Source organism: Shewanella sp. Choline-02u-19, assembly GCF_002836205.1.
Classification (GTDB): domain Bacteria; phylum Pseudomonadota; class Gammaproteobacteria; order Enterobacterales; family Shewanellaceae; genus Shewanella.
On record NZ_PJBE01000013.1, the window covers coordinates 2872469 to 2898932 of the forward strand.

Consider the following 26464-nt stretch of genomic DNA (forward strand, 5'->3'; position numbering starts at 1 on the left):
TGTGAACCAAAGCAGTCACTGGGGCTCATCGAAAGCTGTGATTAACGAATGAGCCACAACATTGGCGCGTCATAGCGGTTGCAAGGAGGATAAGGACGGGGGGTCATTCTTGCTCAGGAGTCAGAGAAGCACCACGACCATAGTGGCCGTAGACCATAGAATAAATAGGTGTCTATGATGGGTTTTTATCTTCTCCCTATACATTGATTACCAAATGTTTTTTGATTATTAATCAAGTATCATCCTAGTTACAAAAGCAGTTAACAAAGATAAAATGCATCCACTAATTAAATTTAATCTGTTAATTCTCTTATTTAAAGATTAACTCTTTTATTAATATTCACTCATGCATTATTTAATATTAAGAACAACTACCTAGCCTATGCAGCACTTGTTTTTATTAAGGTCAATTTATGTCATTAAATCCTTATTTACCTATTAAACTAGAGGATAACTGCCCTCACATTGATAATAAATTCAACTCAGTTTCATTCCCCATAGCTCACACGGCGCTGGTTGCTGAAGGGGGAGGACAAAGAGGAATATTTACAGCTGGTGTTCTCGATAGTTGGCTTGAGAAAGGCTTTAACCCTTTTAAATTACTCATAGGAACCTCTGCTGGAGCACAAAATCTATCAAGTTATATTACCAATCAACCTGGTTTTGCCCAGACATCTATTGCGAGCTTGTCACGAGACCCCCACTTTTTTAACCTAGGGAGACCGCTAATAGGAAGAAGTACAATCGACCTCGACTGGTATTTTAATCGAGTAGGAGTGGTAAACGAAAAAGGAAACGGATTACTCACGCATAAATTAAATACCGAGTGTGGTTTTAAACGTTTGAAGCAGCGTGAACTACTTATTTCAACCACCAATAGTTCTAATTATCAGGCTCAATTTTTTAGTCCTAATCAAGATAATTGGCTCACTCTCTTAAAAGCTTCAAGTGCTCTTCCGTTTTTGTACAGAAAAGGAGTGAAACTTGGGGATGAGTTTCATGTTGACGGAGGACTATCCGCACCTCTTCCTGTTGAAGAAGCCTATAAACGTGGCGCTCATAAAATAGTTGTAATACGTACTTTACCAAAAGAGTATTCAGCTCATACTCCTTGGATTTATCGTTTAAAATCTTGGATATGTTCATCAAACCAATGCCCAAAAGCTATAGACTACTTTGTGCATCATGAACATGCCTACCGTGAATCACTTAAATTTATTGAGTCCCCTCCTCCCGGTGTTGAAGTTATCCAAATTTTTCCAGATAAAGGATTAAAGAGCAGACTATTAGGCAGTAAAGAGTCCGACATCCACCTCGATTATCAACAGGGTAAACAAGCTGGAAATAAATTTATGGATCAGCATTTACAATCCCTAGTCGAATTTCAGCCCTTAGTCCCAGAAATAAATAAACGAACTGAAGCTAGAGTCGCTCGCTATTGTTAATACTCAAGATAGAGAACCATTATGGGTAGCCAGGTTATTTTTTATAAGTTGACGCAGCTTATTTCATTGGCCACGTCATCCATCGCTTTAGCAAAGCTTGATATGCCAGAAGAGGGGATGAACAAGTGACGCTTATTATGTTGCTTACAGAATCGCTTCAATCTGTAGTAGGCGTCGTGGCTGATGCAATCGGAGGCGCAAATAACCGCATCGGCAGACCACAACATGGCATCTAAGCGCTTGCTACGGTCTTGGACACCGCCATCATGATGGCTGAATTCGCCATTACAACGAGACACCAGCTCCCTATATTGTTCAGTCATGCGCTGCAGGCCACCAACACATAAAATTTTCAGCCCCTTAAGGTCTGGACAATCGGTGCAAGAAGCGGCACTGCATCTATTACAGGGAGACAGACTCTGCTTTACTAACCCTTCTAGAGATCGGGATTCTTGCTTCTGTAGTTGCAATTTTTGAGTTAAACCCAAAATATTCTCTTCACTGTGTTGCAGTTTTTGCTGCCACTGCAGTTTCTGTTTATCTAAAATCTCAAGCGAGATATTTTTACTCGCCAGTTCGTTATGTAGCTGCTTTAGTTCAAGCGCCGCTGCATTATTATTTCCTTCTCGTTCTAGGCGCTGGCAGTGCTCTTTGAGTTGCAAATTGTCCGCCTTAATTTCAGCCAGCTGTTGTTGTAGTTCACCTAGCTGTCGCTCTTTACTAGAGATAGTCTGATGGGCTTTTTGCTGACTTTTATCTAACGATTTTTTCAGTTCTAACAACTCCTTTTCAACAGTGTGTAGGCGTTTAAGATCCGCTCCCTGGCCAGCCCCAATCTGATGAGACAACATATGAATGGTTTCATAAGCCATTTCTTCAATAGTCAGATCACACAAAGGGTGCGTTAACAGTGCCCATAGGGCTTCGGCGCTGGCTCCTCGATCTATATGCTGCTGCCAGACTGGTTTGAGCTCATCGCGACATTTAATCAGACCAAAACGCTTTATAGCGGCAGTAAACTTTTTATCTAGGTGCTTTTGTACCGTCAAAGACAGGTGATGTTTAACGTCACAGTTGGAAACGATCCAAGTGTGTAGCCAGTAATCACTTTTCCGAGCCTGTTCTTTGTCGACAATTTTCTCTGCCAGCTTACGGATCTCAGATGTCGTCAAACAGGTACCTATGACAGGACATAGCAGTTTAGCGCTTAGCTCCCACAATTTACGTTTACCTTTAAAGCAATTAAATGCCTGTGTTCCAGTGGCTGAGATATCACACATGCAGTCCTCCTTAATTCTGTCGCAGTTAAACTTGCCTTTAGCAATGATTGAGTCGTCAATGGTATTAGTGCAACTAACATATCGCATATGATAATAGTTATCATTCGCGCGAATAGGAAGTGTTACTTGAGAATATTTTTCGCGAAAGAATAATTATGGGGGCAATGTTATTTTGGTTTTTGTGGCCGCGTTCAACACATGGCTTTAATGATGAGTGTCTATGGTTAGCTGTTGGGTAAAAAGAGGATTGAGAGAGAAAAATTGATGTAGGTGATCGGTTTAAACTGCAATGACCGTTCGCAATCACCGCAATACGCACACTCATGCGGTTGCCCTGCTAGGACATTAAATAGAGCCTAAATATAATATCTAAGCTCTACTCCGTTGGAAATAAATTAAGCTGCCTATTAATCCATTTACTAGAAAATACTGGAGAAGAATTTACCTACTGAAGAAATTGCCCCAGAAGTCCAATTTGCAATTGATTTTCCAGCATTACTGAACCATTCCCCGATATCATTGAAGAAGTTAACAATCGAGCTTGCTAGATTTGCAAAAAACTTCCCTACAGAAATAAGCAAAGTAGTAAAAAATGCACCAATTGCTTCAGTCGCTGATAAAATGCGCTTTTGCTGCCCTGGATGATCAATCCCTGCTTTAATCAACTTATCGTAGTTTTTATTAATTAGTGCATCAGACGCTTTTTTTGCTTCAGCTTTCTGATTCTCCATCGCTTCTACAAATGAATTGGTTGTTGCATCATTAGGTTTTTTATTGTCTTTCAATATAGTAACTGATGCTGTGGCGCCACTCCTTTGGCCTTCAACAAATGAGTTTGTATCGTTTTTATACGCCTCTAAGTCAGCTGTAACTTCCGAATTACCAGCGACATCTGTTGCTTTAAAAGCCATTAACCCTGAGTCATTTGTTGCGCTAGCGTAAAGTAAATCAACCGGAACAGAATAAGTATGAGTTGCACCTGACTTATGGTGTTCACGCATAGCATTCATATGATGTACGAAAGATTCTTGAGCATTCATAGTATTTATCCATTTAGAGTATGCAAGATAATTGGCCTATATCCTTAGCCAATGATTTCGAGCTATAACTTTAGCTAGCGTTGACTGAAATCTCCTTCTGATAACCTTCTTACGCCGCTTCCCTGTTCCGTTTTAATATAAATCTAGAGCCAGAATACCGTTAAGGTTATTGATTTAAAGCGTAAATTACAGATTGTTTTTTAGATGGAGAATAGTGAAGCATCCTTATATTCCACTATCTTCAGGTAACCTTCCTTTAAGCGCCTCTAGCTCAGTAAAAACCAAAGGTTGATAGCGACGATCGATAGACTCCCATTATTAATCAGTCGAAAATTCTAGACTAATGAGCGTACTTCTAAGGCAAGGCATAACAACTTCCTACTTAAGCAATGCCTAAAGCCTAATGAGAGGCACTAAAACATGTAATTAATGATGGGTGTCTATAACTGGCTCAAATACACAGCTGTATGCACATAAGTATTCAGCATGGTAATGTAAAGCCAAATTTGTGGTTTTTGAGTAAATATTTTATGAATTTCATTCTTAATAATTGTGGCAACAGGGTCTATAGCGAACACTACAACCTTGAAAATGTTGTATATGATTTCAGCATAGGCGCGAATAACAACCACTTGTTCAGCAGCATTATGAAGGGAGATGAAGTTGTAGTTCTGTCTTACGCTGACATCAACAGCAGGGACAGTGTAGTAGCAGTAACATATTGTGTTGAACGTTTAGAATTAACACACGATTATTACAAGGCAGGTAGAACATCACCGCCTTGCGGCTTAGTGATCGGCTACGAGTTAATGAAATATACGTTTTTAAAGTTTCAAGCTGTGGTTATGTTCCCTGAGATGTTTGATAAGAATGGTAACTTCAAACGTGGTGTAAATATTAAGGAACATGCGTAACAATCAATGATGTGTGCCTATGCAATTCCTCTTTCAAAAGCTTAGTAGGTGGTCGTTATTTATGCCATTAACTACGGCTGGTACCTTTTACCCGAGCGAAAGCAGCTCGCGAAGAGATCTAAGAATGTGCTGATATCCATCCTATACTCAATCAAAGGCGATCGGCCTTTGATTGCTATTGACGGCCTAGGGGATGGATATGAATGTATTACGAATAGTACTGTTATTACTGGTGGTGATGCCTATCACCACGGTCGCCGATGTCGATAAGCAAACCCTCGATAAAATCTATCAGCTAGATATTAAGCTCACCGAAGAAGACTTGCTCGTTAAGGTGCAGGGCTATCCGGTGCCAACCTACGACGCCTTTCATGGTTGGTTGATTATTAACGACGTCGAAGATCGCTACGATGAGATAACAGCATTCTTTGCTAAACAGGGCGTCGAGAAAGTTATTCCTATTTACTTAGCGATGTTGCAAGGCACTAGTTGGGAGATGAAAGGCACCTCCGTTTTTACCTTTCCCGAGGTCGACCAATGGCAGAGCATGGCTAATACGCTGATCTTTTTACAGCAGGAAATAGTGCCGATTATCGGCGATGTGATTCCGGTCTCTGGTGACCGTTCCGATGAGTATAATCGCCTCGCTGGCGGTGCCGGACAGAGTAAGCACATGCAGTTCTGCGCCTTGGACATGGTGCCGGTTAAGAGCTACTCCCGCGAGGAATTAATGTCAAAGCTGAAGGAGATACATCGTAAGGTAGGGCAGAAATATCAGGCCGGTTTGGGTATCTATGGCGGTATTCGGTTTCATATCGACACCTGCGGCTTCCGCCAGTGGTAGTGAACAAGTGGGGTCAGAGTAAACTAAAATTATTCACCTATACTCCTTAGCATAATGAGCTTTGCAAAAGGAACTTGCACATGCCAAGAAAGGCTAGAGCCAACCCTATAGGTGTGCCTCAACATATCATTCAACGCGGTAATAATCGCCAAGCCTGCTTTACTTCACAACAAGACTTTATTGCCTATGCAGGATGGTTAAAAGATTACAGCAAGAAATTTCATGTTGAAATCCATGCTTGGGTCTTCATGACAAACCACGTTCATCTACTTTGCACACCACGTAGAGCGAATGCTATTAGTCAAATGATGCAATCCCTTGGTCGACAATATGTAAGGTATTTCAATTACACCTATAAACGCTCAGGAACACTATGGGAGGGACGATTTAAGTCTTGCCTTGTACAAACAGAAGACTACTTAATTCAACTCTATCGCTATATAGAGCTTAATCCAGTTAGAGCCGATATGGTCAATGACCCTTGTGAATATGAATGGTCGAGTTATCAAGTCAATGCCCTAGGGAAAGCCTCGCAACTTTGTACACCTCACCCGGCTTACCTTGCGATTAACCCCAAAGAAAAAGCACGACAAACATGTTATCGAGCACTGTTTAAATATCATCTAGACACTAAGATCATTGACGATATTCGACAAGCAACCCACAAAGGCATGGCTATCGGAAATGATAAGTTTAAAGATGAGATAGAAAAAATAACAGGCAAAAGCATGAGACCAAAGAAACTAGGGCGACCTTCTAAGGCAACAGAATAAAGTTTACTCTGACCCCAATTGTTTTGAATAAAGTTTACTCTGACCCCAATTGTTTTTGACCCAATTGTTTTAAGTAATAGACTTTTTTTCGATAAAATTGTACGGTTGTGACCGTATTCATTTACATACCATTAACAGTGGTCTTAGTTTGATTTTTGCGAATTTCAGACCTAAATCAATGCTATTACCATAGAGGTTCGATATAACTTTAATCATTTATAAGTGTTCTTATATCTGAGTTTTACCTCTATCACCTTGATTCAAGTTAGTCCCAAGGATCGTTAAAGGAATGCATTTTACCAAGCTAAATAATTGACTATTTAGTGTATTTCAACATATTCAGGAAGAAAATATGACGGCAAAAAAATGGACGTTAACTGCAATATCTGCATTGATTTTAACAGCTTGTGGCGGCGGAGATGACTCATCAGGCTCTGCTGAAAATGGCGGAGCATCGGGCGGTAATGAGCCACAAATCACTTTAAATACAGTGGTTAATAATAAATGTGGAATCGAAACACCTAAGTCAGGTGTTAACGTATTTGTTCACAATAATGCCGGTGACATTATTGCTGAGTACGTAACAAATAGCGCTGGTGCTCTCACGGCTGACTGGCCGAGTAACGCTAAACATATCACCTTAACCGCTGAAAACCATATCTATTATAAAGACCAGCCTGAACTCAAGGTTATGTCTACTGTTGATGTTGAGGCAGGTGATTTAGGTGTTACCTATTTTAGGGATGATAACAACGAAGAAGGTTGTAACTGTAAACAAGTCGAATTTCCAGTGCAGTCACTTATAGCCGATGCACCTGACAGTATGTTGTACCTGGGGGGCAATAGCTTCGAATTAATGCCATTTGCCAGTAATCCCAAAGTAGAATGGTGTGATGGTACAGGTCCAATCGATGTGCAATTGGTTGCAGCTGATGGTCATAGCAGTCTCGCTGGCAGTATTGATTTGAGCAATCAAACCCAATATACATTGGGCTTGAGCGACTTTACTCACGAAGGTGTAGCAGTTGATTACGTTAACCCTAATAACGCAAGATACTTATATGCTTTATCGTTTGATGGTTGGCGTAATTTTAGCCAAAATGATTTGGTATTTGTTTATCCGACATTAACGATTAAAAGTTATGTTTGGCCGGCGGTATATGGTCAAGAGTACGTGCGTAATAAGCTCGCTGAAAGTTATAGCTCAGCGCGACACCTTGTTACATCCGAAGGCACCACTTCTCCGGTTATGCTCTGGGATCCAGCAAACGGCTTCGCTGATTCTGTTAATGCATTATTAGCAGAAATATCTACTGGGCAAGCCCCTTATCAATATGATTTTACGAGTGTTGGGGATGTTGCATTGACTCATATGACTCTATCGGGATCTACCGATGATGGTCATGCCGAGTGGGCTATTTGGGGCGGGGCATCGGGTAGCATGCCAGATCTAAAACTGCCAACAGCTTTAGATGCAAAGTTTGACTCTCTTAATTTACCTAATTTACGAATTGGTATTAGAGGATACGACTCAGTTAAACCATTAAATGAATGGCGTAGGTTATTAGCCGACAGAAATCACATGACAGATGATGAAATCAGTGTGCTTGATTATCAAACCAACTATATGGAGCTGACTGTTTTTATTGAAGATTAGTTTTATATAAGGTTTTTATCACTGCAGATAAAACTAAAAAAGACAGCATAATCTGTAATGCCAGTAAGTTAAGCTTACTGGCATTAACCCAAAAGGTCGCTTTTTCAATATCTATAGCTTCTAATCCCAACCTAACACCAAAGCAGCACGACCTATAGCCACCCATGTTAAATCATAACTAAAGCTTAGTAAGAGGCACAAAAGCTTGTAATTAATGATGGGTGTCTATGATTGGTTCCCCTGTTTAAATATCATCTAGACACTAAGATCATTGACGATATTCGACAAGCAACCCACAAAGGCATGGCTATCGGAAATGATAAGTTTAAAGATGAGATAGAAAAACTGACAGGCAAAAGCATGAGACCAAAGAAACTAGGGCGACCTTCTAAGGCAACAGAATAAAGTTTACTCTGACCCCACTTATTTTTGCTATTAAATTCGTGGGGATCCCTCAGACTCTGACCCCACTTATTCTCAATTGTTCTAGGCATAACAACCTCTTACTTAAGCAATACCTAAAGCTTAGTAAGAGGCACAAAAACATGCGATTAATGATGGGTGTCTATGATCACACCATTTTAAAAACCAAAAAAGTTAGTATATAAATATGCAAATCCATATCGAGTTTTATTTCCAACCATATAAGATGTAACGATTTTATTAGCTAATAAAACTTCTTTACACTCTTCCATAGTAGAGTTTTTTATGACTTCTTTCTCTTTATGATTAAACCTAATCTCAGCTAATAGCTTTTCAAATGCATCCTCATACAACATGTTCTTTTTATATATAGTACTTACTTTATTATTTGAAAGGTCATGACAAAAGTACTTTACAAATTCATTACCCTGTTCATTCCATAAATCGTCCAAATATTTAACCACTGCATTCTTACGTACTTGACTGCTAGTACAGTAAACTAAACTCAAAATAGAGTCTTTTCTAAACCCTTTTTGCTCATCTTGTTCTTTTTGCTCTTTTATCGCATATGAGATTAAATCAATAAACGGGCGTAAATTGACCGTTTTATCAGCGCTTTGAATATTCCGATAAAGGTCTTCATACGCAACTCGTATTTTGCCATTTTTACGAGATTTTGGTGCCCCGAAAAAAAGGTTGATAATGGGTTGGATTAAATAAGTATCTAATGGTAATTGATTGTGCACATAACTCTTGGTCTTCAATTTCATTTTTATCTGTTGAATATTAATTCCTGTAGCAGAGGAGTGTTCATTCAAAAACTGAAAGAAGTCTTCTTTACATGAAACGAATACTATTTTCAAAAAGTATGAAAACATTTCATTCTGAGTCCACTCTAAACTAATTGATCTTGCTATAAAGGAATTTTTATTAGTTAAATTACCAAGTCGCCCATATAAATCACGACGTAAGAAAAGTTTAGGGAAAATATGATCCCATGGGAATGTCATGCAAAGTTTAACTAATGGTGAAATGATATTGTTCCACAAATAAGGCTTCACTATGTTGTCTAATCTATCGAAAGTAATTATTAGCCTTTCATCAGAGGACTTGAGTTCAGAGTTTACTTGATATAACTCATCTTCAATAAGTGAGAATTTACTATCATCATTAATTAACTCAATAATTTTTATCGTGGCATTGGTTTTACTTAAGTCTATAAAGAGCTCTTTACGAGCACTTGTAAAATCACTACGTTCACAAATAGCTTGCCAAATAAAAAACATCCAAAACTTCTTAAAAAATAGTTCTTCATTAAGGTATTCATCAAAATTAAGCATTTCAAAACTATCTTTTTCGAAGTTAGTTACATTCAAAACTTTGTAATGCATATGCTTTTTTTGTGATTTTTCTATTAACATTTCATAAAAGCTTTCTATTTGTAACGCTTTGTAAAATGCTGTTTTACCTGTACCTTTATCACCAAGTAGAATGCTTTTTTCTGGAATGAAAAAATCCTCCATACAAGGTCTAACGTAAAAATTATTTTCTATATAATCTTGGTCATACTCGATACTCTCAGCGTATAACTTAGGCAATTTTTCAGTTATTTTATCAAGAATTTTATCTTGTAAACTAACACTATCAAACCCAATATCATCTGATTCCTTTACTTCCAGAGTTTCAGGTTTAGTTTCAGGTTTAGTTTCAGGTTTAGTTTCAGGTTTAGTTTCAGAGCTAGTTTCAGAGCTAGTTTCAGGTTTAGTTTCAGAGCTACTAGTTTCAGGTTTAGTTTCAGAGCTAGTTTCAGAGCTAGTTTCAGAGCTAGTTTCAGAGCTAGTTTCAGAGCTAGTTTCTGTAGTGTTAGGTAGCGAATCTACGCTCACCGACTGCAGTGCTTCAGGTTCATCTACATCTTCAAATACAATATTTCCAGACAGAGCAGCTTCATTGAAATATGAGGTTGACTCTTCGATGTAGCTAAAGAATTTGTGATATTGTGTAGAACCTACATCACCATTAATGAAATCATCTAAATCATCATCGTCCCCCAATGGAGTCCCAATAAACTCTAATACAGGTTGACGATCAAAATAGAATATTTCAGCATCATATCCATAACTATTGTGTATTTGTTGGGAGAAATTCTTATATCGCCTACTGAAGTTACTGCTCAAAATAGACAGCGCGAAGGTAGTATTGACTTTAGTATCACGCAATAGTTTACTAACATATTCAATACCAGGTTGATTTTGAATATCATCACCAGCCAACACAACAATGTGTTTAGATAGCTTCGCCAGAGTACCAAAGACATTATTAAATCCAGTTCTAGAATCTATCAGTATAATATCTGGATTATACATTAATTGTATTTCATCAATTAGTGAACTAAAGATATTTACTAAACGGAGACCTTGTAGATCAATTTTAGCTAAACCTTCTAAATAACTACCTAAGTCATCATCATCATTATCATTTGACAAAATATTTCCGGCAGCCATGAAGTTTATAACGCCTGTACCGGAGTAGCTTTTTTCAACATTGTATACATAATCTTTAATATCATTCGTTTTTGAAAACAACTGATCATTTAAATATTCAACAAGCCCATTTTTTTGTTTTTCAGATTGAGCACTGTTAAAGAAGTTTATTAAGCCCGGTGCTTCAAAATCACAATCCAAAGCAAAAACCTTTTTACCTTTCCGTGATAAATGAGTAGCAGTAAGAGCCAGAGATGTTGTTCTACCAACTCCGCCTTTATAACTAAAAAATGTTACAACATTATCTTTTCTTTGACTTTCGACGGTTTTTTTGTCGAGTAAAGCGCTAAGCGATCTTCTCAACCCGAAAGATACTTTATCATTCTCGAACAAATATTTATAATCATCATCTTGGGATTGTTCACTAGTTAAGAATGTAAATGCTAAATTATTATTTTCTAATTCAGAACTATCAATACTAGATAGCAATAACATACCTTTACTATCTACTAGGTCGCTAACTATATAGATATCTACAGTTTGATTTATTCTTAATTCAATAAAAAAATCATTGATTTTTTTTAACTTGGCGTTTGCAGTTAGATCACTTTCTAGCCGTTTCATAAAACTTATTGACTTTAACATTTGTATAACCCTTACATTTTTCTCATAAAGCTAGCAGCATGATCATACAAAGAGCTAACATCTTGATAATTAAGAGAAACATCTTCATACCTTACTATTGGATCCCATTTATCTAATAAACCATCTATTTCAATGATTTCGCTTTTATGGGATATATCAGGTACTTTAGAATCCAAAAAGTTTTGCAACTTATGAAAACAATGCACTCTAATTTTTTTCCTATAGTTAATTCCAAAATTTTTGCATTCATCTTCATCTATTTCAACTTCAGTGCTATAACCACAAACCTCAAATATTTTAAATTTTAAGGAGCATTCAATTATATACCCTGACAAATAATAAAGGCTTATAACTAAATGTTTATAATTTTCATCATTTTCTCGCTCTTCTGCATAAGTATCGAGTTTTTCTTTTAATACTCTGCAAGCTTGTTTGTGTCTTCTAGCTGATGATAAATATTCGGGATATTTCAATGCAAGTCCTATTCAGCTTAATAAAAAGTCCAAATAATTAATGATGTACAAGATACGTTTCTTAACTATTTAACAGTAGAAACTACATCATCAAACACATGATATTGTATAAGTACTGGATATTATTACAAAATAGATACAACCACCATATTTTTTCGTTTTTTATGTGAAATCCTAGAACAACAATCATACATTGATTAAAGTAAGCTTTTTAAAGATAAACAGAATCAGAGAAAGCTGAAACACTGTCCACAAAAAAAGCGACCCAAAAGGTCGCTTTTTCAATTCTTTAACTAGCAGAAACTACCAAACTCACAGTTTCCATAATTGCGTCGCTGGCGATGCTAACTCTTTATGAAAGCTAGCAGCACCGAGCCTAAGCAGCAATTATTACTCATACTCGCTAACAGGCACACAAGCACACATGAGGTTCCTGTCGCCAAACACATCATCAATACGGTTAACCGTAGGCCAGAACTTGTTTAGCTTAACCGCTTTAGTTGGGAACACAGCCTCTTCACGCGTATATGGACGTGAATCAAATTCTGAGTCCATGATATCGGCTAAGGTATGCGGCGCATTGTGCAGCGGGTTGTTGTCCGCTGGCCACTCGCCTGCTTCTACCTTGGCAACTTCACCGCGGATAGACACCATTGCTTCGATAAATCTGTCTAGCTCAACTTTAGATTCTGATTCTGTCGGCTCAATCATCAAGGTTCCCGCCACTGGGAAGCTCATGGTTGGCGAGTGGAAACCGTAATCGTTCAAACGCTTAGCGATATCCATCTCTGTCACACCCGATGTCTCTTTAAGCGGACGCAAATCGATGATGCACTCATGGGCAACACGGTCATTTCGGCCAGAATAAAGAATCGGGTAATGCTCAGACAGTTTCTTCATGATGTAGTTAGCGTTAAGCAATGCCACTTGCGTTGACTGACGCAGCCCCTTCTTACCTAACAACTTGATGTACATCCAAGTGATAGGCAAGATGCTTGCGCTGCCGTATGGCGCTGCAGATACCGCACCATTATTGTCAGACTCAAGACCGTGCTTAATCACTGTGTGACCCGATAAGAATGGCGCAAGGTGCTTTTTAACACCGATTGGGCCCATGCCTGGTCCGCCGCCGCCATGGGGAATAGCGAAGGTTTTGTGTAAGTTAAGGTGTGATACATCCGCGCCGATAAAGCCCGGTGATGTAAGGCCAACCTGTGCGTTCATGTTGGCGCCATCAAGGTAAACCTGACCGCCGAACTCGTGAATAACTTCACAAATTTCGCCGATGCTTTCTTCATACACACCGTGAGTCGATGGGTAAGTCACCATGATGCAAGATAAGTTGTCAGCCACTTCTGCGGCTTTGGCTCTTAAGTCATCCATGTCGATGTTACCGGCTTTATCACAGGCGGTAACTACGATTTTCATGCCAGCAAGCTGGGCAGACGCTGGGTTGGTACCGTGAGCTGATTGTGGGATAAGACAGATATTTCTGTGCGCGTCGCCACGTGACTCATGGTATTGCTTAATCGTGAGTAGACCAGCGTATTCACCTTGTGCACCCGAATTTGGCTGCAGTGATACCGCGTCGTACCCGGTAATTTCCACCAACCACGTTGATAGCTCTTCGAGTAACTGTGCATAACCTTCCGCTTGGTCTAGCGGGCAGAATGGGTGCATGCTACCAAACTCAGGCCAAGTGATAGGCATCATCTCGGTGGCTGCGTTTAGCTTCATGGTGCATGAACCGAGCGAGATCATTGAGTGGTTCAAGGCCAGATCTTTATTCTCGAGACGCTTGATGTAACGCATCATCTCGGTTTCGCTCTGGTAGCGATTAAACGTTGGGTGCGTCAAGATTGCATCGGTGCGCACTAGCTCAGCTGGAATTGATGTGCTGCCGTTAGCCACAATAGCATCATCAAGCTTAGCGACGTCTAGACCATGATCTGCGCCCAAGATAACGTCGAATAGCTCAGCTACGTCACTGCGGGTGGTAGTTTCAGCCAAGCTGACACCCAGCATGCCGTCAGCGTCGATGCGCAGGTTAAGGCCTGCAACAGCTGAACGTGCAGTCACTGCGGCAACGTCTAAGCCTTTAAGTGACAAGGTATCGAACCAAGTGTTGTTAACCAGCTCAACGCCTTTGGCGCTTAGGCCAGCTGCCAAGATATCGGTTAAGCGATGGATACGCTCTGCAATCACCTTAAGGCCTTGTGGGCCGTGGAATACTGCGTAGAACGACGCCATGTTGGCCAGTAATACCTGTGCGGTACAGATATTGGAGTTCGCTTTTTCGCGGCGAATATGTTGCTCGCGAGTTTGCATTGCCATACGCAGTGCACGGTTACCGCGAGTATCTTGTGATACTCCGATAATACGACCGGGCAGTGAACGTTTAAAGGCGTCACGGGTCACGAAGAATGCAGCGTGTGGACCACCAAAGCCCATTGGCACACCAAAGCGCTGTGAGTTACCCAATACGACATCGGCGCCCATAGAACCTGGAGATTTAAGCATCACCAGTGACATGATGTCGGCCGCGACTGAAACGATGGCCTTTTTCTCATGCAACTGGGTAAAGAGTTCTGTGTAATCGCAGATTTGACCGTAGCGGTTAGTGTACTGGAACAGTGCACCAAACAGCTCGTAGTTAACGGCGTCAGCTGCAGGGCCAACAACAACTTCAAAACCAAAGCATTCGGCACGGGTTTTTACCACGTCGAGTGTCTGTGGGAATACGTCATCTGCCACAAAGAAGATGTTGGCTTTTTTCGCTTTAGAAACACGCTTAGCCAGCGCCATTGCTTCCGCGGCAGCGGTGGCTTCATCAAGCAGTGATGAAGAAGCAAGATCAAGACCGGTGAGGTCCATTGATAGCTGCTGGAAGTTAAGAATCGCTTCAAGACGACCTTGAGCGATCTCTGGCTGGTATGGCGTATATGCCGTGTACCAACCTGGATTTTCAAGCACGTTACGTTGGATAACGCTCGGTACTTCAGTACCGTAGTAACCCATACCTATGTAGCTTTTAAAGACTTTATTTTTATCCGCAATTTGACGAATATAAGCTAAGCCTTCAGCTTCACCACATGAATCGCCAACGGCGAGATCACGATTAAGAAGAATTGATCCTGGCACGATTTGTTCGGTCAAGTCTTCTAACGATTCAGCACCCACAAAATTCAGCATCTCTTGCTGCTGTTCGGCACCTGGACCGATATGACGGCGAAGAAATAATTCGTGCTGCTCTAACTGCGTAAGGGTTTCTTTGGTCATGAGTAACCTGGTTCCATATTTGCCAGTATCCAACCTGTAGGGGAGCGGATTTACTGGTCTCGTTGTTTTAGACCAATGTCACTATCGAGCATATTTGCTCATTTAATGAATGGCATTGGTATGGTCTCTATTTCAACTGTTCACGTTATCGGGCATTGCCATATAACGGACAAAGCCCCAGTCTTTAGCAGAGTGGGGCTTTGTTGATTATCACAACTTATTCGTCGTCGATAACCGCTTGATAGCCTTCGGCATCAAGCAAATTTTCTAGCTCAGCGAGGTCAGTAGGCATGACGCGGAAGAACCAGCCATCACCAAATGCATCACTGTTAACAAGCTCAGGTGAATCTTCTAGCGCTTCGTTAACGGCAAGAACTTCGCCCGTAAGTGGTGAGTAGATGTCTGACGCGGCTTTTACAGATTCAGCTACGGCACAATCTTCACCGGCGTTTAGCTCGTCGCCAACATCTGGCAGCTCAATAAACACCATGTCACCCAATAGCTCTTGAGCGTGCTCACTGATACCTACTGTGTAGCTACCGTCTTCTTCTTTACGGATCCATTCGTGAGAAGAAGCATATTTAAGTTCAGCTGGGATATTGCTCATTGGTCTTAATCCTTATTCGATTGTTCTAATTTTGTAATTTAATAAGACGTTTACTGATTTGCCTATTTAGGCTTATATCAGTTTTTTGCGTGTTTTCGCAGCGGTTTCAGCACTCTTTTGCCATTAACCTATTGGATATTGTTTCAATACACTTCAATAGGATAAGGCTATTACTCATCATTATATTCACCGCTAAGCTAAACGCTAATGAAAAATGATTTTTAAAGTGACCTGAACTGCTATTTTACCCTACTGGCCAAGTCCATCAACGTACTTAGCCAATAGTCATATATCTATTAAAACGCTTGCTTACCATTACGTACAAACGATGGTTTGATTACTTTAACAGCGACGCGCTTTTTACGCATCTCTACTTCAGCAACATCACCAATAGTATTAGGTACACGCGCCATGGCGATAGAGTAACCTAGCGTTGGCGAGAAGGTGCCACTGGTAATAGTGCCTTGTTGCTCAACACCGTCGCTGTCGGTAAAGAATACTGACATGCCGTGACGGATAACGCCTTTAGCGTCCATAACAAGGCCGACTAACTTGTCGGTGCCCGCTGCTTTAATCGCTTCAAGGGCTTTACGGCCGTTGAAATCGCGATCTTCCGGTGCCCATGCCACTGTCCAGCCCATGTTAGCCGCCAGTGGGTTAACACTTTCGTCCATGTCTAGGCCGTAAAGGTTCATGCCCGCTTCAAGGCGCAGCGTGTCACGCGCGCCAAGTCCACATGGCTTAATGCCAGCGTCTAAAAAGGCTTGCCATAATGCTTCGGCCTCAGCTTCAGGAACGATAACTTCGTAACCTGTTTCGCCGGTGTAACCGGTAGTGGCAATAAAGAGAGAGTCTGCTTGCACACCAAAGAATGGCTTCATGCCTTCAATCGCGGTGTTTTGCGTGGCGTTAAATACCGTAGCCGCTTTTGCTTTGGCGTTAGGGCCTTGAACGGCAATCATTGCTAGCTCTGGACGCTCAGTCACTTCGACGTTGAAACCTTTAACTTGTTCGTTTATCCAAGCAAGATCTTTTTCGCGAGTCGCTGAGTTAACCACGATGCGATATTCAGTGTCTGACAGGTAATAAGTAATGAGGTCGTCGATAACGCCGCCATTATGGTCCAGCATTCCGCCGTAAAGCGCTTTACCAGGTACTTTTAGCTTGGCTACGTCATTGGCTAGCAATTTACGTAAGAAGGCACAAGCGTCGTCACCAATCACATCCACGACTGTCATGTGTGATACATCGAACATACCCGCGTCTTGACGTACTGCGTGGTGCTCTTCGATTTGTGAACCATAGTTAAGTGGCATATCCCAACCGTGGAAATCTACCATCTTGCCATTCGATTCTAGGTGCTTGTTAAAAAGTACAGTTTTGTTAGCCATTTCTTTCCCTTCTTTGGGGTATTCGAGTCTGCAACTGGTGTAGGGTGCTTGTCACCAGATCAATTTGGTCGTATTAAAATGCGGCGAAATTATACCTTGAGTATTGCTTTTGTATACAAAAGAATTTTCTAATCCGAACAGTTTAGTCATTAGTTTTTCTCATGCTGTAATGGTAATAATTTCATACCAAAATGCTGTTTTCCAAAGATAAAACAACAAGTACATGAAATAACAAGCTTATTCAGCTTTAGCTAAAACAGAAGAATGTTAATCTTGTTCACTTTTACACAGCTTGGGTAAGCTTTTTTTGTTGCCGAGCGCCTGCTGAATAAACAGTGTTTTCAATGGCGCAAAATTATCAACGATATTTAAGCCAAGATCGCGGATGACTTTCTTGAGAGGATTGGTGCCCTCAAACAGTCTTTTAAAGCCTTCCATTGAGGTTATCATCTCTAACGCTTCGGCTTTACGCCAGCGCTCAAGACTGCGCAGGTGACGGTAATCACCAATGTCTTTACCCTGCTCTTTTAGCTCACTGATGGTTTCTATAATGCTGGCGGCATCTAAGAAACCTAAGTTAACGCCCTGACCTGCTAATGGATGAATGGTATGTGCGGCGTCGCCAGCCAATACCAAACGGTGACGAGCAAAGTGGCGCGCATAACGCATACGCAGTGGAAATGCTTGGCGATCACTTTCCAGTGAGCACATGCCTAAACGGCCATCGTATGCGGCGGTCAATGCACGTTCGAACTGCTGCTTGTCGAGTGCCAGTAGTGCCTCGGCTTTATCGGGTGACACCGACCATACAATTGAGCAGAGGTTTTTTTCGTACAAAGGCAGGAAAGCCAGTGGGCCTTCACTATCAAATACCTGCCTTGCCGTGTCGCCATGGGGCAGTTCGGTGCGGATCGTAGCGACAATGGCGTGGTGGTTATAATCCCAAAAAGTCATCGGGATTTTGCACTGTTCGCGCACCCAAGAGTTGGCGCCGTCTGCGGCCACCACTAATGCAGCGCTGATGTTGTCGCCATTATCTAAGGTTAACCATGCTTCACGTTCACCAAAGGCGATACGCTCAAGACGCTGGTTTTCGATGTAGGTCAGTTCGCTAAACTCTGTTGCGCGTTCAGCTAGTGCAAACGCGATAGAGTCGTTTTCAATGATGGCGCCAAGATGAGTTTCGCTAAGGGAATGTGCATCGAAGTCAATTTTGCCAAGGCTGTCTTTGTCCCACACTTGCATTTTTTGGTAAGGACTAATGCGGTTTGCCGCCAAATATGGCCATGCACCTAGATTGGTTAGTAAGTGCTGACTTGCTTTATTAATGGCACTCACTCTGAGTTTAGGCGGGCCAGATACGGCGTGGGTTTGGCCGGCATCAATCACCACAACGTTAATGCCTTCCATTGCCAAGCCAATGGCGGTCGCTAAACCCACCATCCCACCGCCAACAATCGCGACATCATAAGTTTGTGTGCTTAACATTTTTAACCCTTACTCATTTAACTAAATTGAATATCAACGGTGCTGACTAAATCAGTCAGCTTGGCTCAACTTTTTGTCCAGCCCATGGCTTTTCGCGCAACGGGCGCTTTCAGCGGCGGAAACCAAGATAATAGGCGTAAGCCTAGGTTTCGGCCAATGACTAACGGCCAGTGATCATTAGAAAAGCCGCGCACTAAGAACTCAATATTGTTCATGGTGCTTTCTCGGTCGACATTGCGACGCGCTAGATAGTCGTGCGTCACTTGGCTTAGACCGATATCTAACTCACTGTTTACACTGTGAGTGAGCGATTGCTTTACCACTTCAAGTAAACTGACCACGTCGCGCAGCCCAAGGTTAAAGCCTTGCCCTGCGATAGGGTGCAATGTTTGCGCGGCGTTACCTAGAAAGACGGTGCGATGATAGATAGGCCTTGGCATATACGACAGCATTAACGGATAACTAAAGCGCTCACCGATATCGATAAAGCGCCCTGCTCGGTAACCAAATGTGCTTTGCAGTTTTTCGATAAACTCCGCTTTGGGCGCCTTAAGCAGTTGCTCCGCCTCTGCGGATGACAACGCCCACACCATAGAAAGTCGATGTTCGCCATTACGTTTAGACATCGGCAACAAGGCTAATGGCCCCGTTTGGGTGAATCGCTCAAACGCCCAACTTTGATGCGGCTGCTCGGTTCTAATATTAGTAATGATCGCCGTTTGCTGAAAATCGACCTGCTCTAATGGCTGTTTAAAAGCATGGCGCACTTTAGAGTTAAGACCATCGGCGGCGACCAAGAGTTTGGCGGCGATCTGTTGACCGCTGTCTAAAGTCAGCAACTGTTGTTCGGCTTGTGCCTCAACGTCAGTCAAACTGGCAGGGCAATATAACTGGATGTCACTTTTTTCTAGTTGACGGAACAGCTGTTGCCCTACTGCTTCGAGTTCAACCACTTGCCCTAAATAAGGCAGGTGAAGATCGTCGCTATTGAGCTCGGTCATGCCGAAATTGCCGCGATCAGAGATATGGATATTTTTGATTTCGCTGGCGAGCGCCGCAATGTGTGGCCATATCTGTAGTTTTTTTAACTCGAAGATAGAACCATGAGAGATGGCAATAGAGCGAGCATCGAATCCCGGGTGTTGCTCATTAGGGCGATGCGCTTCAATCAAGGCGATTTTAAGAGGTCGTTCAGTTTGCTTGGCAATCTGCGCGAGTCCAAGAGCTAATATCGCCCCTGCCATTGCGCCGCCGACGATTGCAATATCAACCTGTTCGACCGCATGTGTATTAGCCATGGAATTTTTAACCCGATAACTGATGTTATTGCTGTTACTTATCTTAGTCTCTTAGAAACCAAAACCGCCATAACACGAGTGCGATGGCGGCTTAAGCAACGGACGTTTAGTGCAACACACCAAGGTCTATTGGTTTGTCGTCTTCGATTGCTGGCCCAAACTCTGAGTAACATAGCAATGCAGCCATGCGAGTGAACTCCATCAGCTCGATAAGTGCCGCTTCTGACTCATCGTCTTCAGCTACATCAAATTCTACCTGGGCAATTTCGGATAGGTCTTGGATCACTTCGCGCACCTCTTTCGAGGCTTTATTCAATTTAGGTTGAATAATTGCAATCCCAGTCAGGAAGCTCTGTACCCATAACGATAGCGCTTCAACACGCTTTGATATTGGCTCCTCTTCCTCTGGCAGCATAGGGTTAAAACCAAAGTCAGTATCGGACAGACGCGTGACCGCATCTTGATAGAGCTCTTCGATTAACAGCTGTAATTTTGGAGGTAGTGCTTGGCCGTCATTCATCAGCTCTAATAAAGGTGATGTCCAACCTTTAGATGATTGTTCAACACCGCCACAGATCAAGCCGACTAAAGCGCCGTGAACTTCGACAGGGTGCTGAGCAATTTCAGCTTCGTTGAGTGCCGCAAGTAAGTTATCCATGCGGAGCGTTGGGAGGGTCGCCATAAAGTCATTTCCAGTCGCAAAATTTACTAGCTTCATGCTAGCAGAACTGATGGATTCGACCAAGAGTTGCCACCATAAAGTGGTTAAAAGTTTGCGGGCACCACCACAAAAGCAATAATCAAGAATGCCAAGGGCAATGGTAATGGCTATCGATACCTGAAAACGGCTGCCAATAAAGCCATACTTAAATCGGCGAGCAACCATAGCCATCGCCAAAACCGCTCTATGTTTGTACGCCAATGGCTATCTAAACAACAATTAATCTAAACTATCTAAGTTTAGGAGGTGATGCTGTTGCACTTTGCTTTTTAGACCGATATAGTCCGCTCAAGTACACGGTTAAAGGATTCCTTTAGGAATGGGTAACAAGGCAATTGAAATTACCCTTATGGGGCGCACCTACTCTATCGCTTGTCCAGATGGACAAGAGACAGCACTTAGGCACGTTGCTCATAATCTTGAAAATCAGTTATTGTCGTTAAAAGCACGCACCAATAACATTAGTCGTGAAGAAATTGCCATTATGGCCGCATTAAATACCGGCTATGAGCTGTTGGAAGAACAACAGAAGAATCAAGATTATAACAAGCAGATGGATGAAAAAATCGGTTTGCTGCAGTCAACTTTAGAGCATGCATTAGTAGAACGTTCTACTAAAGAGGCCTAAAAAGGTTATAATCTGTTTTACTGAAGCTGTACCTAATTAGTGTCGTAAGCCATTTAGAGGTCAATTGACCTGCTTACGAATAAAAGTTTTGCTCCCTGGGATTCGCGCTAGCTGGCAATGTCCCTGTGCCGATATTTACAAAACCCAGGGTGAACGTTTTACTGACATTGTGCAAGCTCGGCTCGTATCGAGAAGCCTTAGGAAGTATGCGTTTACCCGCCTTGAACTACGGTTCAAGGGCTACGTCAAGCGGTCGGTGTTCCGGGGAGCAATTTAAATTTACTGAAAACCACTCTTTTTATTAAGAGTGGTTTTTTTGTATCTGTGGATCTAAGTCGGATAAAGCTGAGACGGTGAAAAGCCGGATAGTGCAGAGACGGTACAGAACGGGAATACGAAGACGGTGGAAAGCTGGGTAAAGCCGGACAAGCAGAAAAAGCAGGAAGAGCAGGAAGAGCAGGAAGAGCAGGAAGAGCAGGAAGAGCAGGAAGAGCAGGAAGAGCAGGAAGAGCAGGAAGAGCTAAACATCATCAAGCCACTTTTTATTAATGTTTGAGCAGTGCAACTAAATCCACAGCTAGATCGCCCTATCAAAGACTTACAACTTGAATAATCCCCTACCTATGTTACTTTTTGTTTTTTCATTTACAGCAACGGCTTATGTTTGACGAATTTAAAGTTCAACTAACGACTTTCGACTGGAATGGTGTTTCTGGCTTAACCAATATTTTAATGGTTATTCTGACAGGTCTACTACTTTACGGCCTGAAGCAAGGTTCTAACAATATCAAGGAATCTTCGTTATCACGAGATGCTGATATTCTTCGCTGGGCGATGGCTGAAATGGATCTGCTAAAACCAGCAATCCGTGTTTTAACAAATGCACACAAAAGTCGCCCCTATTGTAATTGCCCCGGGGAGCACATAAGGCACTACGACTGTAGCTGGAATACTGAAGAGTTGGCAGCAGCACAAGAGGTCAGTGTAAAGCTGCAACGTATAGGATATATGGCCTTACATAATTTGATTTCAAGAAACCACTTTATGAATATTTGGGGGCCAATGTATCTATCCACTTGGTACTCTTTAGAAGCATGGGTTAAACACAAAAGGCTTGATTTGGATGAACCTTTAACTATAGAGAGTGGTGCATATTCACGTATTTACTTAGAGCAGTTTGCTCATTATTGTGAAGAAAACATGCCTGATGTTCTAGTGAACAACGAGCGTAGAAGGTTTAACTTACCCACACTCGCCATTCATAAAAAGAAATCAAGACTAAAAGCCTCCAAAGTGTTCAAACCTAAGAAAGAAAAACTTGATATTTAGCACTAAAAAATTCAGCTTTTCTTTATATAAACGCTTTAATCGTTTTTAGACACTGCTCCTAATTCAGAGCTCAAGTAATCCTTAAGAAATAATAGCCACACTTAAAACCTCAGTCCCTGTAAAAAGGGGCTGATCTCTAACCTAGTTTTAGTGTAAAATCCTCTCTTTCGTCAGTCCAAAAGCCAAGTTGCTTAGACCTTAAGAATTTGACCCTAAGAATAAACGATGTCACAGACTCTGTTTTATCTCATGCCTAAAGGCAGTCATACGCAGCGCCATGCTCAATTTTCAGCGTTAGAGCAGGTGCATATTTTTGCGTGTGAGTTGGCTCAACAGGCGTTTGTAAACCAACAGTGGGTCTACATTCATTGCACTGACAAAGATCAGGCTTATGCCATTGATGAACTTTTATGGCAGTTTGAACCGCAATCTTTCGTGCCGCATAACCTTAAAGGTGAAGGGCCGGCAGGTGGCGCCCCAGTTGAAATCGGCTTTGATAGGCTTGGGGCCAATAAAAATCGCCATGTTCTGATTAATCTTGCAGACCAAGTACCGCAATTTGCAGTAAACTTTGGTCAGATTATCGACTTCGTTGCCAACGATGATAGCCATAAAGCGATCGCACGCGATCGCTATCGGCAATATCGCACTCTTGGGATAGCACTAACGACCCAAGACTTGAGCAATACAACCAATTAATTTTAGTTTGAGATAAGTACGCTCCCATGGAAAAAACATATAACCCGCAGTCTATCGAACAATCTCTTTACCAAAACTGGGAAGAGAAAGGTTACTTCAAGCCACACGGCGACGAGTCTCAAGGCAACTATTGCATCATGATCCCGCCACCAAACGTGACGGGTAGCTTGCATATGGGCCATGCTTTCCAAGATACCATTATGGATACCTTGACTCGTTATCAACGTATGAAGGGCAAAAATACCCTTTGGCAGGTCGGTACTGACCATGCTGGTATTGCAACGCAGATGTTGGTTGAGCGTAAAATTGCTTCTGAAGAAGGGCTAAATCGTCATGATTTAGGTCGCGAAAACTTTATCGATCGTATCTGGGACTGGAAGAAAGAGTCTGGTGGCACCATCACTAAACAGCTACGTCGTCTTGGCGCGTCTGTTGATTGGGAACGCGAGCGTTTCACCATGGATGACGGTATGTCTGAAGCGGTACAAGAAGTGTTTGTCCGCCTGTTTGAAGATGACATGATTTATCGTGGTAAGCGTTTGGTCAACTGGGATCCAACCCTGCACACTGCGATTTCAGATTTAGAAGTTGAGAACAAAGAAAAACAAGGCAGCATGTGGCATTTCCGCTACCCGCTCGCCCAAGGCGCATTAACTAGCGATGGCAAAGATTACTTAGAGATCGCCACGACGCGTCCTGAGACCATGCTAGGTGATAGTGCCGTTGCCGTGCACCCAGATGATGAACGTTATGCCTCTTTAGTCGGTAAGTTTATTCACCTGCCGATTGTTAACCGTCTTATCCCAATCGTTGCTGACGATTATGTCGATATGGAATTCGGTACCGGCTGTGTGAAAATCACCCCTGCACATGACTTTAACGATTATGAAGTCGGTAAGCGTCACGAACTGCCAATGTACAACATTTTGACCTTTGACGCGGCTATCCGCTCAAGCGCTGAAATTGTTAACACTGACGGTACGGCTAACACTGAATTAGACAATAGTCTGCCTGAGCGTTATGCCGGTCTTGACCGTTTTGAAGCACGTAAAGCGGTTGTGGCTGAGCTTGATACCTTGGGTCTATTGGGCAAGATTGATCCACACGCATTAAAAGTGCCTTATGGCGACCGTTCTGGCGTTGTTATTGAGCCACTATTAACAGACCAATGGTATGTGTCTGTTGCGCCTATGGCTAAAACAGCGATGGAAGCAGTTGATAACGGCGACATTAAGTTTGTGCCACAGCAATACGAGAATATGTACAACTCGTGGATGCGTGACCTTAACGACTGGTGTATTTCACGTCAGCTTTGGTGGGGACACAGAATTCCAGCTTGGTATGACGAAGCGGGCAAAGTCTACGTTGGCCGTGACGAAGCCGAAGTACGCACTAAATACAAACTTGACGATGCAATGGTACTGCGCCAAGACAATGATGTACTTGATACTTGGTTTAGCTCGGCATTGTGGACCTTCTCTACTTTGGGTTGGCCAAAAGATACCGCTGAACTTAAAGCCTTCCACCCCACAGATGTGTTGGTGACGGGTTTTGACATCATCTTCTTCTGGGTTGCCCGTATGATCATGATGACCATGCATTTCATCAAAGATGAAAACGGTAAGCCACAGGTGCCTTTTAAAACCGTTTACGTGACCGGACTTATCCGTGATGAAGTCGGTAATAAGATGTCTAAATCTAAGGGTAACGTACTTGACCCATTAGACATGATTGACGGTATCGATCTTGAATCGTTAGTGACAAAACGTACTGGCAATATGATGCAGCCTAAAATGGCCGCTAAAATTGAGAAAAGTACCCGCAAAGAATTTAGCGAAGGTATCGAAGCACATGGTACTGATGCACTGCGCTTTACCTTAGCGTCTATGGCGTCAACCGGCCGTGATATTAGCTGGGATATGAAGCGCCTAGACGGTTACCGCAGCTTCTGTAACAAGATCTGGAACGCATCACGCTACGTACTGATGAACACTGAAGTACAAACAGAAGATGCTGATGACGATGCTATTGGTGAAGCGTTAGATTGTGGTCAACTGCTGGTTGATGGCAAGCCGGGTGAAATGGAACTGTCGATTGCTGATCGCTGGATTATCGGTTTGTTCAATGAAACCGTTAAGGCTTACCACGAGCACATGGCTAACTACCGTTTCGACCTTGCGGCTAACACTATCTATGAGTTCACTTGGAACCAGTTCTGTGATTGGTACTTGGAACTGACTAAGCCTGTTATGCAAAGTGGTACTGACGCGCAGCTTCGTGGTACTCGCCACACGCTTGTGACGGTACTTGAGCAGATGCAGCGCCTAATGCACCCTATGATGCCTTACATTACCGAGACTATCTGGCTGCGCGTTAAGCCGCTAGCCGGTGTTGAAGGCGACACCTTGATGTTGGCTGCGTTCCCTGAATATCAGGCAGACAAAGTTGACGCCGTGGCGATGGAAGATCTTGAGTGGGTTAAGCAAGTGATTACCGCAGTGCGTAACATTCGCGCCGAGCTAAACATTGCCCCATCAAAGCCACTTAATGCCCTACTTCGCGGTGTGAGTGAGCAAGATAAGGCGCGTTTAGAGGCCAACCAAACCTTCTTCAAGACCCTAGCTAAGCTTGAGTCTATGACGATTCTAGCGGACGGTGAAACTGCGCCAATGTCGACCACTCAGCTTGTGGGTAACATGGAGCTGTTGATCCCAATGGCTGGCTTAATCGATGTGGCTAAAGAAGTGGCACGTATCGATAAGTTACTTGAAAAAGCCGCTGGCGAATTCAAACGCATTGAAGGCAAGCTATCGAACCAAGGTTTTGTGGCTAAAGCCCCTGCTGCCGTGATTGAAAAAGAGCGTGCCAAGCAAGCTGAATATCAACGTGATATTGAAAAGCTAACCGAGCAGAAAGCCGAACTGGCTAAGCTAGAAGGTTAAGCTTACATCGTTACGCTAACGTTTTAGCTAATTGCTAACGCGAGCAAAAATAAGGCAACCTTCGGGTTGCCTTATTTATTTCCAGCCATAAAACCGCGCTAGCCG

At 42.4% G+C, this 26464-nt stretch carries 20 protein-coding genes and 1 other RNA gene; 11 read left to right on the top strand and 10 right to left on the bottom strand.

The features are described 5' to 3' along the window. The first annotated feature begins 413 nt into the window (after positions 1 to 413). Entirely contained in the window at positions 414 to 1445 is a 1032-nt protein-coding gene (locus tag CXF83_RS19170; RefSeq protein ID WP_101098036.1) for a patatin-like phospholipase family protein, read from the top strand. 41 nt (positions 1446 to 1486) lie between these two features. On the opposite strand, the gene CXF83_RS19175 is transcribed toward CXF83_RS19170, so the two are convergent. Beyond that, a complete protein-coding gene (locus CXF83_RS19175; protein WP_157822862.1) occupies positions 1487 to 2725 on the bottom strand; it encodes a DUF2325 domain-containing protein in 1239 nt (412 codons plus the stop codon). 419 nt (positions 2726 to 3144) lie between these two features. After that, positions 3145 to 3765, bottom strand: a complete 621-nt coding sequence (locus CXF83_RS19180; RefSeq protein WP_101089179.1) for a hypothetical protein — start codon at positions 3763 to 3765, stop codon at positions 3145 to 3147. Between the two features lie 530 nt (positions 3766 to 4295). Between CXF83_RS19180 and CXF83_RS19185 the strand changes: the two genes are divergently transcribed. The 4 genes from CXF83_RS19185 (at position 4296) to CXF83_RS19200 (ending at position 7953) form a co-directional block, all read left to right on the top strand. Then, positions 4296 to 4679: a hypothetical protein gene (locus CXF83_RS19185; RefSeq protein WP_157822861.1), complete on the top strand. Its 384-nt coding sequence runs from the start codon at positions 4296 to 4298 to the stop codon at positions 4677 to 4679. Between the two features lie 199 nt (positions 4680 to 4878). After that, positions 4879 to 5523 carry a D-Ala-D-Ala carboxypeptidase family metallohydrolase gene (locus CXF83_RS19190; protein WP_232775153.1) on the top strand — a complete coding sequence of 215 codons (645 nt, stop codon included), beginning with the start codon at positions 4879 to 4881 and terminating at the stop codon, positions 5521 to 5523. Between the two features lie 80 nt (positions 5524 to 5603). After that, the gene (locus CXF83_RS19195) at positions 5604 to 6296 is read left to right on the top strand and encodes a transposase (protein WP_101089177.1); all 693 of its coding nucleotides are present in this window, start codon (positions 5604 to 5606) and stop codon (positions 6294 to 6296) included. Between the two features lie 352 nt (positions 6297 to 6648). After that, positions 6649 to 7953: a hypothetical protein gene (locus CXF83_RS19200; RefSeq protein WP_101089176.1), complete on the top strand. Its 1305-nt coding sequence runs from the start codon at positions 6649 to 6651 to the stop codon at positions 7951 to 7953. 581 nt (positions 7954 to 8534) lie between these two features. Here CXF83_RS19200 and CXF83_RS19210 read toward each other — a convergent pair. The 8 genes from CXF83_RS19210 to CXF83_RS19245 form a co-directional block, all read right to left on the bottom strand. After that, positions 8535 to 11504 (bottom strand): KGGVGR-motif variant AAA ATPase, encoded by a 2970-nt coding sequence (locus CXF83_RS19210; protein WP_157822860.1) that lies wholly within the window; start codon positions 11502 to 11504, stop codon positions 8535 to 8537. 11 nt (positions 11505 to 11515) lie between these two features. After that, complete coding sequence (locus tag CXF83_RS19215; RefSeq protein ID WP_101098037.1) at positions 11516 to 11977, bottom strand: hypothetical protein; 462 nt, start codon at positions 11975 to 11977, stop codon at positions 11516 to 11518. A gap of 390 nt (positions 11978 to 12367) precedes the next feature. Continuing rightward, positions 12368 to 15256 carry an aminomethyl-transferring glycine dehydrogenase gene (gene gcvP / locus CXF83_RS19220; protein ID WP_101091805.1) on the bottom strand — a complete coding sequence of 963 codons (2889 nt, stop codon included), beginning with the start codon at positions 15254 to 15256 and terminating at the stop codon, positions 12368 to 12370. Positions 15257 to 15473: 217 nt separating this feature from the next. Beyond that, the gene (gene gcvH, locus CXF83_RS19225) at positions 15474 to 15863 is read right to left on the bottom strand and encodes a glycine cleavage system protein GcvH (protein WP_101091804.1); all 390 of its coding nucleotides are present in this window, start codon (positions 15861 to 15863) and stop codon (positions 15474 to 15476) included. A gap of 296 nt (positions 15864 to 16159) precedes the next feature. Then, the gene (gene gcvT, locus CXF83_RS19230) at positions 16160 to 17254 is read right to left on the bottom strand and encodes a glycine cleavage system aminomethyltransferase GcvT (protein ID WP_101091803.1); all 1095 of its coding nucleotides are present in this window, start codon (positions 17252 to 17254) and stop codon (positions 16160 to 16162) included. A gap of 267 nt (positions 17255 to 17521) precedes the next feature. After that, on the bottom strand, positions 17522 to 18742 hold the full coding sequence (locus CXF83_RS19235) for an FAD-dependent monooxygenase (protein WP_101091802.1): 1221 nt from the start codon (positions 18740 to 18742) through the stop codon (positions 17522 to 17524). Positions 18743 to 18807: 65 nt separating this feature from the next. Then, positions 18808 to 20040 carry a 2-octaprenyl-6-methoxyphenyl hydroxylase gene (ubiH, locus tag CXF83_RS19240; protein WP_101091801.1) on the bottom strand — a complete coding sequence of 411 codons (1233 nt, stop codon included), beginning with the start codon at positions 20038 to 20040 and terminating at the stop codon, positions 18808 to 18810. Positions 20041 to 20146: 106 nt separating this feature from the next. Next, positions 20147 to 20722 carry a UPF0149 family protein gene (locus CXF83_RS19245; protein ID WP_101091811.1) on the bottom strand — a complete coding sequence of 192 codons (576 nt, stop codon included), beginning with the start codon at positions 20720 to 20722 and terminating at the stop codon, positions 20147 to 20149. A gap of 358 nt (positions 20723 to 21080) precedes the next feature. Between CXF83_RS19245 and CXF83_RS19250 the strand changes: the two genes are divergently transcribed. From CXF83_RS19250 to CXF83_RS19275, 6 genes are all read left to right on the top strand, one after another. After that, entirely contained in the window at positions 21081 to 21389 is a 309-nt protein-coding gene (locus tag CXF83_RS19250) for a cell division protein ZapA (RefSeq protein ID WP_101091800.1), read from the top strand. An 89-nt stretch (positions 21390 to 21478) separates the two neighbouring features. Continuing rightward, a non-coding RNA gene (gene ssrS / locus CXF83_RS19255) (6S RNA) lies at positions 21479 to 21661 on the top strand. Between the two features lie 131 nt (positions 21662 to 21792). Continuing rightward, positions 21793 to 21945, top strand: coding sequence for a hypothetical protein (locus CXF83_RS22720; protein ID WP_198553557.1), 153 nt, complete (start codon positions 21793 to 21795; stop codon positions 21943 to 21945). 104 nt (positions 21946 to 22049) lie between these two features. After that, the gene (locus tag CXF83_RS19265) at positions 22050 to 22718 is read left to right on the top strand and encodes a hypothetical protein (protein ID WP_232775154.1); all 669 of its coding nucleotides are present in this window, start codon (positions 22050 to 22052) and stop codon (positions 22716 to 22718) included. A gap of 225 nt (positions 22719 to 22943) precedes the next feature. Continuing rightward, positions 22944 to 23417: a DNA polymerase III subunit chi gene (locus tag CXF83_RS19270; RefSeq protein WP_101091798.1), complete on the top strand. Its 474-nt coding sequence runs from the start codon at positions 22944 to 22946 to the stop codon at positions 23415 to 23417. A 26-nt stretch (positions 23418 to 23443) separates the two neighbouring features. Beyond that, positions 23444 to 26359, top strand: a complete 2916-nt coding sequence (locus CXF83_RS19275) for a valine--tRNA ligase (RefSeq protein WP_101091797.1) — start codon at positions 23444 to 23446, stop codon at positions 26357 to 26359. The last annotated feature ends 105 nt before the right edge of the window (positions 26360 to 26464 follow it).

Excerpts from the sequence above, each read along its gene's own strand:
- CXF83_RS19170 (WP_101098036.1), top strand. The coding sequence starts at position 414 with ATGTCATTAAATCCTTATTTACCTATTAAACTAGAGGATAACTGCCCT.
- CXF83_RS19175 (WP_157822862.1), bottom strand. The coding sequence starts at position 2,725 with ATGTGTGATATCTCAGCCACTGGAACACAGGCATTTAATTGCTTTAAA.
- CXF83_RS19180 (WP_101089179.1), bottom strand. The coding sequence starts at position 3,765 with ATGAATGCTCAAGAATCTTTCGTACATCATATGAATGCTATGCGTGAA.
- CXF83_RS19185 (WP_157822861.1), top strand. The coding sequence starts at position 4,296 with ATGAATTTCATTCTTAATAATTGTGGCAACAGGGTCTATAGCGAACAC.
- CXF83_RS19190 (WP_232775153.1), top strand. The coding sequence starts at position 4,879 with ATGAATGTATTACGAATAGTACTGTTATTACTGGTGGTGATGCCTATC.
- CXF83_RS19195 (WP_101089177.1), top strand. The coding sequence starts at position 5,604 with ATGCCAAGAAAGGCTAGAGCCAACCCTATAGGTGTGCCTCAACATATC.
- CXF83_RS19200 (WP_101089176.1), top strand. The coding sequence starts at position 6,649 with ATGACGGCAAAAAAATGGACGTTAACTGCAATATCTGCATTGATTTTA.
- CXF83_RS19210 (WP_157822860.1), bottom strand. The coding sequence starts at position 11,504 with ATGTTAAAGTCAATAAGTTTTATGAAACGGCTAGAAAGTGATCTAACT.
- gcvP (WP_101091805.1), bottom strand. The coding sequence starts at position 15,256 with ATGACCAAAGAAACCCTTACGCAGTTAGAGCAGCACGAATTATTTCTT.
- gcvH (WP_101091804.1), bottom strand. The coding sequence starts at position 15,863 with ATGAGCAATATCCCAGCTGAACTTAAATATGCTTCTTCTCACGAATGG.
- gcvT (WP_101091803.1), bottom strand. The coding sequence starts at position 17,254 with ATGGCTAACAAAACTGTACTTTTTAACAAGCACCTAGAATCGAATGGC.
- CXF83_RS19235 (WP_101091802.1), bottom strand. The coding sequence starts at position 18,742 with ATGTTAAGCACACAAACTTATGATGTCGCGATTGTTGGCGGTGGGATG.
- ubiH (WP_101091801.1), bottom strand. The coding sequence starts at position 20,040 with ATGGCTAATACACATGCGGTCGAACAGGTTGATATTGCAATCGTCGGC.
- CXF83_RS19245 (WP_101091811.1), bottom strand. The coding sequence starts at position 20,722 with ATGGCGACCCTCCCAACGCTCCGCATGGATAACTTACTTGCGGCACTC.
- CXF83_RS19250 (WP_101091800.1), top strand. The coding sequence starts at position 21,081 with ATGGGTAACAAGGCAATTGAAATTACCCTTATGGGGCGCACCTACTCT.
- CXF83_RS19265 (WP_232775154.1), top strand. The coding sequence starts at position 22,050 with ATGTTTGACGAATTTAAAGTTCAACTAACGACTTTCGACTGGAATGGT.
- CXF83_RS19270 (WP_101091798.1), top strand. The coding sequence starts at position 22,944 with ATGTCACAGACTCTGTTTTATCTCATGCCTAAAGGCAGTCATACGCAG.
- CXF83_RS19275 (WP_101091797.1), top strand. The coding sequence starts at position 23,444 with ATGGAAAAAACATATAACCCGCAGTCTATCGAACAATCTCTTTACCAA.